Origin of the sequence: Bordetella genomosp. 2 (assembly GCF_002261345.1) — a bacterium.
Taxonomy (GTDB): Bacteria; Pseudomonadota; Gammaproteobacteria; order Burkholderiales; family Burkholderiaceae_B; genus Bordetella_A.
This window is the reverse complement of sequence record NZ_NEVT01000008.1, coordinates 409,611-423,229: the sequence shown is the minus strand read 5'-3', so window position 1 is coordinate 423,229 and position 13,619 is coordinate 409,611. Positions and strand designations below refer to the sequence as shown.

15 protein-coding genes are annotated in these 13,619 nt (G+C 67.0%); 5 read left to right on the top strand and 10 right to left on the bottom strand.

Annotated features, from left to right (window positions below; genetic code table 11):
• Nucleotides 1–66 precede the first annotated feature (66 nt).
• Both CAL24_RS20970 and kynU read right to left on the bottom strand, forming a co-directional pair.
• Nucleotides 67–1,482 (bottom strand): amino acid permease, encoded by a 1,416-nt coding sequence (locus CAL24_RS20970; RefSeq protein ID WP_028352940.1) that lies wholly within the window; start codon nt 1,480–1,482, stop codon nt 67–69.
• A gap of 49 nt (nt 1,483–1,531) precedes the next feature.
• Entirely contained in the window at nt 1,532–2,782 is a 1,251-nt protein-coding gene (gene kynU, locus CAL24_RS20965) for a kynureninase (RefSeq protein WP_028352939.1), read from the bottom strand.
• A gap of 129 nt (nt 2,783–2,911) precedes the next feature.
• On the opposite strand from kynU, the gene CAL24_RS20960 reads away from it, so the two are divergent.
• On the top strand, nt 2,912–3,385 hold the full coding sequence (locus CAL24_RS20960; protein WP_038852892.1) for an Lrp/AsnC family transcriptional regulator: 474 nt from the start codon (nt 2,912–2,914) through the stop codon (nt 3,383–3,385).
• Between the two features lie 6 nt (nt 3,386–3,391).
• Here the strand turns inward: CAL24_RS20960 and CAL24_RS20955 are convergent, their stop codons facing one another.
• The 4 genes from CAL24_RS20955 to CAL24_RS20940 form a co-directional block, all read right to left on the bottom strand.
• Entirely contained in the window at nt 3,392–3,691 is a 300-nt protein-coding gene (locus CAL24_RS20955) for a DUF1634 domain-containing protein (protein WP_028352937.1), read from the bottom strand.
• Entirely contained in the window at nt 3,688–4,545 is an 858-nt protein-coding gene (locus tag CAL24_RS20950) for a sulfite exporter TauE/SafE family protein (RefSeq protein ID WP_094807877.1), read from the bottom strand. Before CAL24_RS20950 ends, CAL24_RS20955 begins: the two co-directional genes overlap by 4 nt.
• A 5-nt stretch (nt 4,546–4,550) precedes the next feature.
• Complete coding sequence (locus CAL24_RS20945) at nt 4,551–5,318, bottom strand: GntR family transcriptional regulator (RefSeq protein ID WP_094807798.1); 768 nt, start codon at nt 5,316–5,318, stop codon at nt 4,551–4,553.
• Nucleotides 5,319–5,386: 68 nt separating this feature from the next.
• Entirely contained in the window at nt 5,387–5,986 is a 600-nt protein-coding gene (locus CAL24_RS20940) for a hypothetical protein (RefSeq protein ID WP_028352934.1), read from the bottom strand.
• Nucleotides 5,987–6,158: 172 nt separating this feature from the next.
• Between CAL24_RS20940 and CAL24_RS20935 the strand changes: the two genes are divergently transcribed.
• Nucleotides 6,159–7,028: a TauD/TfdA dioxygenase family protein gene (locus tag CAL24_RS20935; RefSeq protein ID WP_028352933.1), complete on the top strand. Its 870-nt coding sequence runs from the start codon at nt 6,159–6,161 to the stop codon at nt 7,026–7,028.
• A gap of 118 nt (nt 7,029–7,146) precedes the next feature.
• Nucleotides 7,147–8,493: an Nramp family divalent metal transporter gene (locus CAL24_RS20930; protein WP_170947136.1), complete on the top strand. Its 1,347-nt coding sequence runs from the start codon at nt 7,147–7,149 to the stop codon at nt 8,491–8,493.
• Here CAL24_RS20930 and CAL24_RS20925 read toward each other — a convergent pair.
• The 4 genes from CAL24_RS20925 to CAL24_RS20915 all read right to left on the bottom strand — a co-directional run bounded on the left by CAL24_RS20925 (nt 8,460) and on the right by CAL24_RS20915 (nt 10,654).
• Nucleotides 8,460–9,518: a LacI family DNA-binding transcriptional regulator gene (locus CAL24_RS20925; protein ID WP_051439256.1), complete on the bottom strand. Its 1,059-nt coding sequence runs from the start codon at nt 9,516–9,518 to the stop codon at nt 8,460–8,462. The genes CAL24_RS20930 and CAL24_RS20925 overlap by 34 nt on opposite strands.
• Nucleotides 9,519–9,577: 59 nt before the next feature.
• Complete coding sequence (locus CAL24_RS24180; protein WP_155808128.1) at nt 9,578–9,742, bottom strand: hypothetical protein; 165 nt, start codon at nt 9,740–9,742, stop codon at nt 9,578–9,580.
• 22 nt (nt 9,743–9,764) lie between these two features.
• Nucleotides 9,765–10,133, bottom strand: coding sequence for an EF-hand domain-containing protein (locus tag CAL24_RS20920; RefSeq protein WP_028352932.1), 369 nt, complete (start codon nt 10,131–10,133; stop codon nt 9,765–9,767).
• 239 nt (nt 10,134–10,372) lie between these two features.
• Nucleotides 10,373–10,654: a peptidylprolyl isomerase gene (locus CAL24_RS20915; protein ID WP_028352931.1), complete on the bottom strand. Its 282-nt coding sequence runs from the start codon at nt 10,652–10,654 to the stop codon at nt 10,373–10,375.
• A 357-nt stretch (nt 10,655–11,011) separates the two neighbouring features.
• Between CAL24_RS20915 and CAL24_RS20910 the strand changes: the two genes are divergently transcribed.
• Together CAL24_RS20910 and CAL24_RS20905 are read left to right on the top strand one after the other, a co-directional pair.
• Entirely contained in the window at nt 11,012–12,337 is a 1,326-nt protein-coding gene (locus CAL24_RS20910) for an aspartate aminotransferase family protein (RefSeq protein ID WP_028352930.1), read from the top strand.
• Between the two features lie 45 nt (nt 12,338–12,382).
• Nucleotides 12,383–13,603 (top strand): ABC transporter substrate-binding protein, encoded by a 1,221-nt coding sequence (locus tag CAL24_RS20905; protein ID WP_028352929.1) that lies wholly within the window; start codon nt 12,383–12,385, stop codon nt 13,601–13,603.
• Nucleotides 13,604–13,619: the final 16 nt, after the last annotated feature.

The window sequence follows — 13,619 nt, the reverse complement described above, 5'->3', positions numbered from 1 at the left end:
CGGCACGCGCGGGCGTCTCAAGAACTCAGTATCCGCTCGGTTCCAGCAGTGACCCCATCATCGGCATCACAGCCCTTCATCCCCCGCTACCCGCGCCGCCGCCACCGGCGTGGCCGGCGCCCCGCGGAACAACACCCGGTACAGCACGCACAGCAACGCCAGGAAGGGCAGGCCGAATACCAGTGTCATCTTGAACACGTCCGTGAAGTACGTGGTGACCAGGATCGCCAGCATCAGCACGAAGCCCGCCAGCGTCAGCACCGGGAACCCCGGCATGCGGAACGACAGGGCATGCCCGCCTTCGCGGCGCCAGCGGCGCCGGAAGAAATAGTGGGTCAGGAAAATCATCATCCACGTGAACAGGGCGCCGAACATCGAAATGGCCATCATCAGCGTGAACGACTCGTCCGGGTACAGCACATTCAGCACCGTGGCCAGCGCGATGCCCACCGTGGACAACAGCAGCGCATTGAGCGGAATGCCATGGCGCGTCAGCCGGCCCATGGCCGCCGGCGCATGGCCCGCGCGCGACAGGCTGAACATCATGCGCGTGGTGATGTAGAGCTGGCTGTTCATGGCCGACAGCGCCGCCACCAGCACGATGAAATTGATCACGCCCGCCGCGCCGGGAATGGCCAGCGCCTGCATCACCTTGACGAACGGGCTGCCCGCCTTGCCGGCCTGGTCCCACGGCACAATGGCCAGGATCAGCGCCAGCGACAGCAGATAGAACACCAGCAAGCGCACAATCGTGGCCCGGAACGCCTGCTTCACGGCGCGCTCGGGGTGTTCGGCCTCGCCGGCCGCCACCGCGATCATCTCCACGCTCAAATAGCTGAAGATCGAGATCACCACCGCGATCCACGTGCCTTGCCAGCCATTCGGGAAAAACCCGCCGTGGGCCGTGTACAGCGCGGCGCCATAATCCGGGCTGCCCCACACCACATAGGCGCCCAGCAGGATGAACGCCACGATCGCGCCCACCTTGATGGCCGAGAACCCATACTCGATGGTGCCGAAGGCCTTCACGCTGAGCGCGTTGATCAGGATCAGCGCCGCCGAGAACAGGCACACCCATACCCAGGCCGGCACGGCGGGGAACCAGAACTTCATGTAGACCGCCACCGCGGTCACTTCGGTGCCGACCGCCAGCACGATGCACGACCAATAGGCGTAGCGCACCAGAAACCCGGCCAGCGGCCCGATGTAGTGCTCGGCGTATGCGCCGAACGAGCCGGAAGTGGAGTGGGCCACCGTCATCTCGGCCAGGCAGCCCATCAGCAGCAGCGTGATCAGGCCGCCGATGGCATAGCTGACCAGCACGCTGGGGCCCGCGAAGCCGATGGCGAAACTGCTGCCCAGGAACAGGCCGGTGCCGATGGCCCCGCCGATGGCGATCATGCCCATCTGGCCGGAGGTCAGGCGGCGCCTGAGCCCTTGTTCGCGCGCGGCGATATGCTCGAAGCCAGGGGTGTCTGGCATGGGTGTCTCCTCGATGGTCTTGTTATGTATGGGGGCGCCGCGCCGGCGGTCAGGTCACGGCGGTGCGGCGCGAATACTCCGGCTGCTGCCACGCCCCGCTATCGAGCACGTCCTTCAGGACCTCGACGGCGTCCCAGACGTCGGCATAGCCCAGGTACAGCGGCGTGAGTCCGAAGCGCAGTACTTCGGGCTCGCGGTAGTCGCCAATGACGCCGCGCGCGATCAGCGCCTGCATGACCGCATAGCCCTGCGGGTGGCGGATGCTGACGTGGCTGCCGCGCAGCGCGTGCTCGCGCGGCGTCACCAGCGTCAGCGGATGGCCGGCGCAGCGCTCTTCGACCAGGCGGATGAACAGGTCGCCCAGGGCGAGCGACTTCTTGCGGACTTCCGCCATGTCCGCCGCCAGGCTGATGTCCAGGCCGCACTCCACCAACGCCAGCGACACGATGGGCTGCGTGCCGCACAGGTAGCGGCGGATGCCGCCGGCGGGCTCGTAGGCCACCGCCATGTCGAAGGGGCGCTGGTGTCCCCACCAGCCCGACAGCGGCTGCCAGAAGTCCTGGCTGTGGCGCGGGGCCACCCAGATATAGGCAGGGGAGCCCGGCCCGCCGTTCAGGTACTTATAGGTGCAGCCCACCGCGAAATCGGCGTCGGCGCCGGTCACGTCCACCGGCACCGCCCCGGCGGCGTGCGCCAGGTCCCAGATGGCCAGCGCGCCGCGCGCGTGCGCGCGGGCCGTGACGGCCGCCATGTCGTGCATGTGCCCGGTGCGGTAATTCACGTGCGACAGCAGCAGCACCGCCACCGAATCGTCCAACGCCTGCTCGAGCGGCAGCGTCTCGTCGACCAGGCGCATTTCGTAGCCCTGCTGCAGCAGGTCGATCATGCCCTGGATCATGTAGAGGTCGGTGGGGAAATTGTCGCGCTCGGAGACAATGACCCGGCGTTGCGGCGCGGCGTGCTGCTGGATGCGCAGCGCCGCCGCCAGCGCCTTGAAGAGGTTCAGCGAGGTGGTGTCGGTGACCACCACCTCGCCCGGTCCGGCGCCGATCAGCCGCGCCAGCTTGTCGCCCAGCCGTGCGGGCAGCTCGAACCAGCCGGCCGTGTTCCAGCTGCGGATCAGGCCCGCGCCCCACTCCTGGCCGATGACCGCCGCGCTGCGCGCCGCCGCCGCGCGCGGCAGCACGCCGAGCGAATTGCCGTCCATGTAGATGAGGCCGGCCGGCAGTTCGAACTGCTGTTTCAGCGGGGCCAGGGGGTCGTGCAGGTCGGCCTGCAGGCAGTCTTCGCGGGTGCGCATGGGGGCTCCTTGATTACCGGGAAATACTAGCAGGGCGGCGGCGGCGCAGGATTGCGATTGCGGCCGTGCCGGCGGCTCGTAATCGCAGTAAATTGCGGAAATACGGAAATTTCACAACTGGATTGCGCCATGCAGCTCGATACGATTGATCGCCGCATTCTCTGCCGCCTGCAGGACGACGCCCACCTCAGCAACCAGGAGCTGGCCGAGCAGGTCGCGCTGTCGCCGTCGGCCTGCCTGCGGCGCGTGCGCGCCCTGCAGGAGCACGGGCTCATCAAGGGCTACCGCGCCGTGCTCGACGCCGAGAAGCTGGGGTTCGAGCTGGAGGCCATCGTGCACGTCACGCTGGACCAGTCGCGCGCCGGCTGGCACGAGGCTTTCCTGGCCAGCATCGCGCTGCACGACGAGATCACCGAAGCCAGCATCGTCACCGGCGCATCGAACTACATCTTGACGGTGCGCACCCGCAACCTGGCTGCCTTCTCGGCCTTCGTGGAAGACAAGCTCAGCAAGATGCCCGGCGTGCGCGATCTCTGTTCGCACATCGTCATGCGCAAGATCAAGAGCCGCGAAGGGATGCTGCCGCTGGAGGAGTGGCGGTAGGACGCGTCAGCCGTAAATGCCGACCGCCAGCCCGGCCGCGATGATGGCCAGCACCGTCAGCGCCAGCGCGCTGTAGAGGTAGTCGCGTTCATACAGGAACATGCCCAGCATCAGCGCCACGCGCAGGACCGGCAGGGCGATGAACAGGCCGATGCCCGCCTGCACGAGGGTGGCGCCCCATGGGGCGCCGGCCAGCCAGGCGGCCAGCATGCCGAGGGCGACCAGCGCCGAGGCCAGCCAGGTGCCATGGTGCAGCAAGCCGGCGATGCGGCGTTCGCGCCATTGCGTGGTGTCGGCCTGGCTCATGCCGGCGCCCCCGTCAGGTGCAGGCCGAAGGCGCTGGCCAGCATCTGGACCGCCAGCGCCGCCAGCACGATTACGAAGAACAGGCGCAGCTTGTCCGCCGGCAGGCCCATCAGCAGCCGGGCGCCCAGCAGCGCGCCGGCCACCGAGCCGAGCGCCACCGGCCCGGCGATGGCCGCGTCGATGTCGCCGCGCACGAAATACGCGCCCGCGCTGGCGGCCGCGGTCACGCCGATCATGAAGTTGGACGTGGCCGACGACACCTTGATCGGCAGCCGCAGGGCCGTGTCCATGGCGGGAATTTTCAGCACGCCGCTGCCGATGCCCAGCAGCGCCGAGATCAGGCCGGCGCCGTACATCAGCGACAGGCCCATGGGCACGCGGCAGACCTGGTAGCTCACCTCGCGGCCGGCCGCCCGGTCCGGGTAGCTGGCATGCAGGCGCAGCGCGGTCGCCAGGCCGCCGGCCGGCGCGCCGGGCACGGCCGGGTCGGCGCGCCGCGCCAGCATCTGGCGCGCGGAAACCGCCAGCACCACGGCGAACAGGCCGTACAGATAGGCGACCGGCACCAGGCCGATCAGGAAGACGCCGGTCAGCGCGCCCAGGGTGGTGGCCACTTCCAGCACCAGCGCCAGGCGGATGTTGGTGAGCCGGCTTTTCAGGAAGGGCGCGGCGCTGCCGCAGGAACAGGCGATCACCGAGACGATGCTGGCGCCGATGGCGACGCGGATGTCGACGCCGGCCCAGAGCGTCAGCGCCGGCACGATGAAGATGCCGCTGGCCATGCCCAGCACGCCGCCCAGCGCGCTGGCGCCGAAGGCGGCCGCGCACAGGCCCAGCGAATACCGCGGGTCCATGGTCATCAGGCGCCCGCGCCTTCGCCGCGCCGCGCGTCCTTGGGCCGGCGGGCCAGGCGCGTGACGAAGCGGATCAGGTCGCCGCGGTAATACAGGCGCTCGTAATCGACCGGCCGGCCGTGCAGCGAAAACGACGTGCGTTCGATCAGGAAGACCGGGCTGCCCGGCGCCACGGCCAGCGCCGCGGCGACGTGGCTGTCGCAGGCGGCCGCCTCGAGCTGGTATTCGGCCTCGACCAGCGGCACGCCGTGTTTTTCCTCGAGCAGGGAAAAGATCGGCTCGGCTTCCAGGTCGTGCTCGACCACCTGGCGCCCGATCTCGAATGGCAGATAAGTTTCGTCGAACGACACGGGCACGCCGTCGGCCAGCCGTACTCGCTCGATGCGGTAGACCTGCGCGCCGGGGGCCAGCCCCAGTTTGCCGGCCACCACCTGGTCGGCCGCCACCACCTGCTGGCCCAGCAGGCGCGCCGAGGGCGTGCGCCCCAGCGCCTGCATGTCTTCCACGAAACCGCTCAACTCGGTCAGTTCCTGGCGGATTCTGGGTTCGGCGACATAGGTGCCCTTGCCGCGGCGGATTTCCAGCCGCCCGCGCGCCACCAGCCCTTCGACCGCCTTGCGGATGGTGATGCGGCTGACGCCGAAGCGGGCGGCGAGTTCGTCTTCGGAGGGCAGGCGATCGCCCGGGACGCGCTCGCCGGCGGCGATTTCGCGGGCGAGCGCCTGCTCGACCTGGGAGTAGAGGGGCAACGGGGCGGCGGGATCGAGCGGCATTTCGACATTATGACATCATGATGTCGTGATGACCAGCCCGACAGAAGGCGGGCGCCCCGCCGGGCGGCTCAATTCAGCACGTCGAACTGCCGGAAGATCCAGGTTGTCTGGTACACCACGCCCACGGTCACGAACGCAGCCTGGAACCGTTGGCTGGGCGTGAACACCGCCACCAGCGAAAACAGCGCGAATACCGCCTGGCGGATGGGGTATTCCATGCCCAGGGCGCGGAAATGCTCCGGCCCCTTGATCCAGGTATCGATCACGTCCAGCACGAAGATCAAGGCCAGAAACGAATAGAACCAGCGCCGGCGTGACTGGAAATAATCTTCGTAGCCCTTGTATTCGTCGATCTGGTCGGGAAACAGCAGCACCGACAGCATCGCGAACACGATCGTGTACAGGATCAGGAACAGATAGATCTCGAACGTCCAGTGGCGCAGGGTCGAAAGCCCGAATTCGAACCACCAGAAGTGCACCAGCGACAGCAGCAGGAAGGCGACCCAGCCGATATGGACCGGATAGATCTGCCCGCGCCGCGGATGCTGTACGAAGCGCGCCAGGCCGGTGACCAGCCGGGCCATGCTCAGGCCCAGCACCATGCCCAGGATGGTGCGTATATGCACGAACACGTCGCGATTTACGGGTAACGCTACCTCTACGTCCATGGAGCCTCGCGATAAGTGAGTGATGGCGACAGAAATTGTAGGGGGCCGACGGGCGTGCCGGAATCAATCGGTAGCATTCTTCCTCATTGACTTTTCGCCGCGCCGGCTTAAACATGATTACGTAGTCATGCAGCTGATTGGAAGCCATAGAGCCATAACACGAGGAGACATCATGGCACTCTCGATCAAGCAGATTCACCCCTGTTTCGTCGGCGAGGTGGCGGGGGTGGACTTGCGCCGCGCCGATGAGGACGAACTGGCGCAATTGCGCGCCGGCATGGACCGCTACGGCGTGCTGGTATTTCACGACCAGCCCATGAGCAATGAGGAACAGCTCGAGTTTTCCCAGCGCTTCGACGGTGTGCTGCACACCAAGACCTCGCTCTCGGTGCTGGAGAAGAACCGCTTCGGCAGCGATGCCCTGACGGATATCTCCAATGTGAACGACAAGGGCGAGCTGCTGCAGGACAACGACCGGCGCCGCGTCAGTTCGCTGAGCAACCGGCTCTGGCATACCGATGCGTCGTTCCAGGATCCGGCCGGGCGCTATTCGATGCTGTCGTGCAAGGTCGTCCCGCCGGTGCGGGCCGATACCGAATACGCCGACATGTACACCGCCTACGACACCCTGGACGACGAGACCAAGGCGCTCATCGAGCCGCTGCGCGCCTTCCATTCCATTGTGTACTCGCGCCACGTGCTCGGCTTCGAGTTCTCGGAAGAAGAGCGGGGCAAGCTGCCGGGCGCCGTGCATCCGCTGGTGCGCGTCAACCCGAACACCGGCCGCCGGTCGCTGTACCTGGCCTCGCACGCCTCGCACATCGTCGACTGGCCGGTGCCGGAAGGCCGCGCGCTGCTGCGCGACCTGACCGAGCATGCCACCCGGCCGGAACTGGTCTACAGCCATGAATGGCGGCCGGGCGACTTCGTCATCTGGGACAACCGGTCCACCATGCATCGCGGCCGCCGCTTCGACGACAAGAAGTACCGGCGCGAACTGCGCCGCACCACCACGCTGGACCTGGAACTGGCCACGGCCTGACGCGCCGCCAGGACCGCGCGGGCCGGCCCGCGCCGCCATGGCTCGCCCACGGGCGGTGCTCGCATGCGAGCACGCCATGGCGCTGCACCGCATCATAACGACATGGGGAGAGACAATCATGAGTGCAGATCCGTCGGCGGTGCATCAGCCCGCCTTGCCCGCCCGGAGTGCGGGCGTCGCCGCGTCCGCCATGGGCGCGCCGATTCCGACTTCGTTCTGGGGCTATGTGAAATCGTTCGGGCCCGGCATCGTGCTGGTGCTGACCTGGCTGGGGGCGGGCGACCTGGTCGACAACGCCATGGCCGGCGCGCACTATGGCTACGCGCTCATGTGGGGGCTGGCCCTGGCCTTGCTGGTGCGCTATTTCCTGGTCAGCATCATCGCCCACTACCAGTTGATGAATGTGCGCGGGCACACCATATTCGAGGGCTACGCGCTGGTCTGGAAGTACTACCCCATCCTGCTGGGCGTGGGGGGCATCGTGCTGGGCCACTTCTATGAGTCGTACACCATCCGGGGCTCGGGTGAAGCGCTGTACCACCTTACCGGGGAAAGCGGCTCGGTGCTGCTGTGGAGCGTGTTCGCCGTGATCGCGGCGGTCGCCATCACCGGCAAGGCGGTCTACCGCTACCTGGAGACCGTCGAGAAAGTGATCCTGGTGGTGCTGGCCGCCAGCCTGGTCGGCGGGGCCATCATGGCGCGTCCCGACGTCGGCGCCATCGTGACGGGCACGTTCGCCTTCGAGACGCCGACGCAGGTCGGCGCGTTCGGCGCCGTCGTCATCGTGGTGTCGCTGATCGGCGCGGTGGGCGGCTCGCTGGCCAACCTGCTGTACCCCACCTTCATGAAGGAAAAGGGCTACATCCGCCCCGAGCACCGGCGCGTGCAGCGCTATGACCTGTTGTTCGGCATCTTCGTGATCATCGTGCTGGACCTGGCCGTCTGGGTCATGGGCGCCGAGGTGCTGCATCCGCGCGGCATCACCATCGAGGACTTCAACGACCTGGCGCAACTGCTGGGCCAGGTGGCCGGCCGGGCGGGCGAGATTATCATCTACCTGGGCGTGCTGTGCGCCTGCTTCAGTTCCGTCATCGGCTATGCGCACGGCTTTCCCAAGATGGCCATGGAGTGCCTGTACTGCGTCGCGCCGGCCCGCAAGGAAAAATACCGCGATGCGCCCAGCAAGGATCCGGCGTTCCGGGTGGCTTATTTCCTGGTCGCCATCCTGCCGCTGGTCTGGGCCATTCCCGGCATGCCGGGCTTCATCTGGCTGACGGTATTCGTCAACGCCGCGCAAATCGTGCTGATGCCGCTGGTGTCGATCGGCCTGATCGTGCTGATCAACCGCAAGGACCTGATGGGCGACCTGGCGGGCAACAAGCTGCACACCATCGTGCTGGTGCTGTTGACGCTGCTGGCGATCTGGGGATCCTACGTGACGTTCAATGCCATGCTGGGTGGCTGAGGCGCCGGCGCCGGGCCAGCCGCCCGGCGGGTTGAGCGGCGCGGCACCAGCTCGTTCGCCAGCTTGACCGTGCGCGGCGGCAGGTCGGGCTGGGCCATGCGCTGGCATAGCCGCTCGACCGCCCGCGCGGTCATGTCCCGCAGCGGCTGGCGCACCGTGGTCAGGCCGATGGCGTCCCAGCCGGCCATGGGGATGTCGTCGTAGCCGACCACCCACAAGTCGTCCGGGATGGCGCGGCCGGCGGCGCGCGCCCCATCCAGCGCGCCGATCGCCAGGATGTCATTGCTGCAGAACAGCGCGTCGATGTCCGGATGGCGCGCCAGCAGGTCGCGCGCGGCGCGGTAGCCGTTGTCGTAGTTGAACGCATCGAAGCGCAGCGTCGAGGCGTGGCACCGCAGGGCCTTGCCGTGCCGGGACAGCTCTCGCAGGAAGCCGCGCTCGCGCTCCTGGATGGTGCTGGCCGGCGACTGTCCCGAGATCAGGCCGATGTTGCGCCGGCCCGCGTCGATGAAGTACCGCGCCACCAGCCTGCCGCCCGCCAGGTTGTCGCTGACGACCGCATCGAAGAGCTTGGCCGACAGGCTGCGGTTCATCAGAATGACCGGCTTGGACTGGGCGATGGCTTCGTGCTGCAGTTGCGCCGCGTCCACCGCCGTGGTGAAGATCACGCCGTCCGCCGCGCTCTCGGCGATGGCGCACGCGGTGGCGGCGTCCAGGTCGCCGGCGGGCTCCCAGACGGTCGTGCGCAGGCCGCGCCGGGCCAGTTGCTCCACCAGGTGGTGCAGCAGCGCCGGGTACAGCGGGTTGTCCAGGTTGGCCACCACTACCGCCACGTTGCCGCTGCGGTTGGTCTTCATGGAGCGCGCCGCCGCGCTGGGCGCATAGCGGTGCTTGCGGATGACCTGCAGCACGTGCTCGCGCGTCTGCTCGTCCACGTTCGGCAACTGGCGGACGACGCGCGATACCGTGCTTTGCGATACGCCAGCCAGCCGCGCGATATCCAGGCTGGTGAGTTTTCGGGTCATGGCGGGACACCAGGGATGAAGCCGACGAGAACAGAGTCCGCGACGCGGACCTGCTGATATTAATGCAGGTCCGGCTGGCCGGCCGTCATGGCGCGCGGCCCTATTGCGGGGCCGGCAGCGTGGTCGGCCCGGCAGCGCGCCAGCGGCGGGATCCGTTCGGCCGCGCTGGCGGGCAGGCCGCAGGCCATGGCCGCGAGGGCGCAGCCGATCAGCAGGCGCGGCATGCGGCGTCTCTTGGCGTTCGTGTCAGGGGGTGACGGGCAACTGGCCGTCGCCGTCGGTGTCCGAGGCGGTGAAATCCGCCATGACCTGGTTCATGAACTCGGCCTGGTCGACGCTGCCGTCGCGGCTGGTGTCCATCGCCACGATCTGTTCGTGGGCCACCACGCTGGCCAATTCGTCCTGGCTCAGGCGCTTGTCGCCGTTGACGTCCAGCTTGGCGAAGGCCTGTCCCATGAAGGTCTGGTATTCGCCCTTGCTGACGGCGCCGCTCTTGTCGGTGTCCAGCGGTTCCAACTGGGCATGATGGATGCGGGGCACGGACGACTGCTGCGCGTGTGCGGCGCCGATGCCGGCGAAGACCAGGCACAGGGTCGTGGCGAGGGCTTTCTTCATGGCGATATTCCTATCGATCAAGTGCCGGCCGGCCGATGGCTCGCATCGCCGCCTGGCGTATGGAGGGTTCGGTCGAGGATATCACTCGTACCCTAATGAACCGCGGGCGGGAAGTGTTTCTCAACGAACGGTAACTTTTGCTTGTCGTTGAGGCGTGCCGACCGGCGATCGCCATGTAGAGGCGGCTGTATTCCGTGCAATGCAGAAGGCCGGCGGGCGTGCCGCCGGCCTGCCGCTTATCAGTCCTGGCGGTCGGTCACTTCGACCAGGTGGTAGCCGAACTGGGTCTTGACCGGGCCTTGCACGACGTTGACCGGCGCGCTGAAGACCACCGTGTCGAACTCCTTGACCATCTGGCCGGGGCCGAAGGTGCCCAGGTTGCCGCCGTCGCGGCTGGAGGGGCAGGTGGAGTGTTCGCGCGCGACCTGCGCGAAATCGGCGCCGCCTTCGATGGCGGCCTTGAGCTCGTTGCACTTCTCTTCAGTCGAAACCAGGATATGGCGGGCGCTCGCTTGGGCCATGGATGTACTCCTTGAGATGAAAGGCCGGGCACTACCGGAGCAGATCGCCGCGGACCAGATGGGCGGGCGCCCCATGCATTCATGCTCTCGAGCCGAAGCCAGGGGGGCGCCACGGAGGAGCTTCCATATTGCCCGAGTCTGGCGGCGCAGTAAAACCCGCCGCGCGGGGATGCGCGGCGCGTGACGGGGAAAACCCCAATTCCAGCGGAGGGTGGAAACCAAACAGAATACGTATTCAAGTACGGCAGATTCATGCTCTCCGGTTTGCGCCGGATCTGTTGCAAAGCGTTCGTAGTGCTGGGTTATCGCAGGTGGAGTTCATCCACCTTTTTTCGAACTTAATGTGAATACGTATTCATGACTAGCGCCTTATTGAAGCAGACCCTAGACCAGCAGCCGCCCAGGGCGGCGCGCGCCGAGGGCGTGTACATCTACGATGACGCGGGCCGGCAGTATCTCGACGGCTCGGGCGGCGCCATGACGGTTTCGATCGGGCACGGCGTGCCGGAAGTCCTGCAGGCCATGGCCAGCCAGGCAAGCCGTATCTGCTACACCTACCGTTCACATTTCACCAGCGAGGCCGCCGAGACACTGGCCGCCGAGCTGACTGGGCTGGCGCCGGGCGACCTCAATCACGCCTTCTTCGTCAACAGCGGCTCCGAGGCGACCGAACTCGCCATGCGGGCCGCTCTGCAGTACTGGCGCGAGCAGGGCCAGCCCGGCAAGACGGACATCCTTGGCCGGCGGATCAGCTATCACGGCATGACGATGGGCGCGCTGTCGATGTCGGGACACTCGGCGCGCCGCGCCGATTACGGCACGCTGTTGCACACCTTCGCGGTGGCGCCGCCGCCGTATCCCTACCGCTTCCCCCTTGAGGGCAAGGATGCCGGGCAGCACGGCGCCGCCGCATGGGAGCGCGTGCTGCGCGAGCACGGCCCGGAACGGGTGGCCGCCATTATCGTCGAGCCGGTGGTGGGTGCGGCCGGCGGCGCGTTGACGCCCGAGGTGGGCTACCTGCGCGCATTGCGCGAGATATGCGACCGCCACGACGTGCTGCTGATCGCCGATGAAGTCATCACCGGCATGGGGCGCACGGGCGAGTGGTTCGGCTGCCAGCACGATGGCATCGTGCCGGACATGATCGCCACCGGCAAGGGCATGACATCCGGCTACACCCCGATGGGCGCGGTACTGTTCCGCGACAAGCTGGTGGACGCCTCGCGCGCCGGCAGCAAGGCGGCTCCGTTCGGCCACACGTTCAGCAACAACCCGCTCAGTGCGGCGGTCTGCCTGGCGGTGGTGCGCTACATGAAGTCGCACCGGGTGCTGGACAACGTGGCGGCACAGGGGCGCCGCCTCGAAGCAGGGCTGCGGGCCCTGTCGGCGCGCTATCCCTGGATGGCCGACGTGCGCGGTCGCGGCCTGCTGTGGGGATTCGAGTTCGTCGGGGACCCGGCCACGCGCGAGCCGCTGCCCGCCGCCCGGCAAGCCAATAGCCGGTTCGTATCCCATTGTTTTGATGCCGGGCTGATTGTCTACGGAGCCGGCATCGCGCCCTACAACAATGCGGCGCTGGTGGCGCCGCCATTGACGATCACCGAGACCGAATTGCAGGACCTGCTCGATCGGCTGGAATCCGGACTGCGGTCGTTCGCGCGGGAAATGCAGCTGCCGTTGTAACTGGCACTTTGCCTCCATCACCGAAGAAAACTCAGGGGAACGCATATGGACTTCCAACCCGATCTCTCGCGCCGCGCCTTGCTCAAGGCGGGATTGGCGGCGGCCGGCTCGTCGCTGGCCGGCCTGTCGTGGGCGCAGGACGGCGCCGGCACATTGACGATGGGCGTCATTTCGCAGAACACCGGCACGTTCGCGTACACCGGGCCGCTGGTGCTCAAGGGGGCGCAGATGGCGGTCGAAGAGCGTGGCGGCACGATACTGGGCCACAAGATCAACCTGATCTCGCGCGACGACGAGGGCAAGCCCGCGGTGGGCGTGCGACGCCTGACCGAGGCGGTCGCGTCCGACAAACTGCGCTACTTCGGCGGCAATTTTTCCAGCGCGGTAGGCCTGGCCGAACTCGAGGTCGCCCGCCAGGAAAAGGTGCTGCAATACGCGGCGGGCGGTTCCGAGGACTTCACCGGGGCGCGTTGCAGCCCGTATACCTTCCAGTGGTCGTGCCACGCGTATACGGCCCTGCGGGCCACGCTGGAATACGTCAAGCAGCACATGCCCGACAAGAAAAAGATCTACACCATCACCGCCGACTATGTTTTCGGCCAGTCGCTGCTGCATTACACCGAGGTCGCCGCCAAGGAGCTGGACCTGGAACTGGTCGGCAACGCCAACCATCCGTCCGGCGAGCGACAGTTCACGCAATACTTCACCAGGGCGTTCTCGACCCGCCCCGACATCATCCTGCTGCTCACCTCGGGCGCGGATGCCGTCTCGGCGGTGCGCCAGTTCCACAGTTTCGGGGTCAAGCAGGTGCAACTGGTGGGGCCGTGGACGCTGGAGGTCGAGCAGATGAAAGAACTGTCGGCAAGCATGCGCGCCGGCATGATCCTGGGCCTGAACTACTACCACACGATCGACACACCGGTGAACAAGGCGTTCGTGGCGCGCTACATGAAGGCCCACCGCTCGGCGCCGTCGTATGCGTCGGCCTACGGCTACGATTCGTTCCGCACCTTGTTGCTGGCCATGGAGCGGGCCAACAGCGTGGAGGTGGAAGCAGTGGCCAAGACGCTGGAGGGAATGAGTTTCGACAGCATCTTCGGCGCGACTTCGATCGATGCGCACACGCACCAGACCGTCAGGCCGTACTACGTGATCCAGTGCAAGGCGGAGCAGGACATGGCGGATGAGTTCGACCTGGCCACCATCGTGGCCACTGGCGAGAAACCCCAGCCGGCCGAACTCAACGAGTGCAAGCGTGCCGCCTGAGCGCAGCCCATCCCGG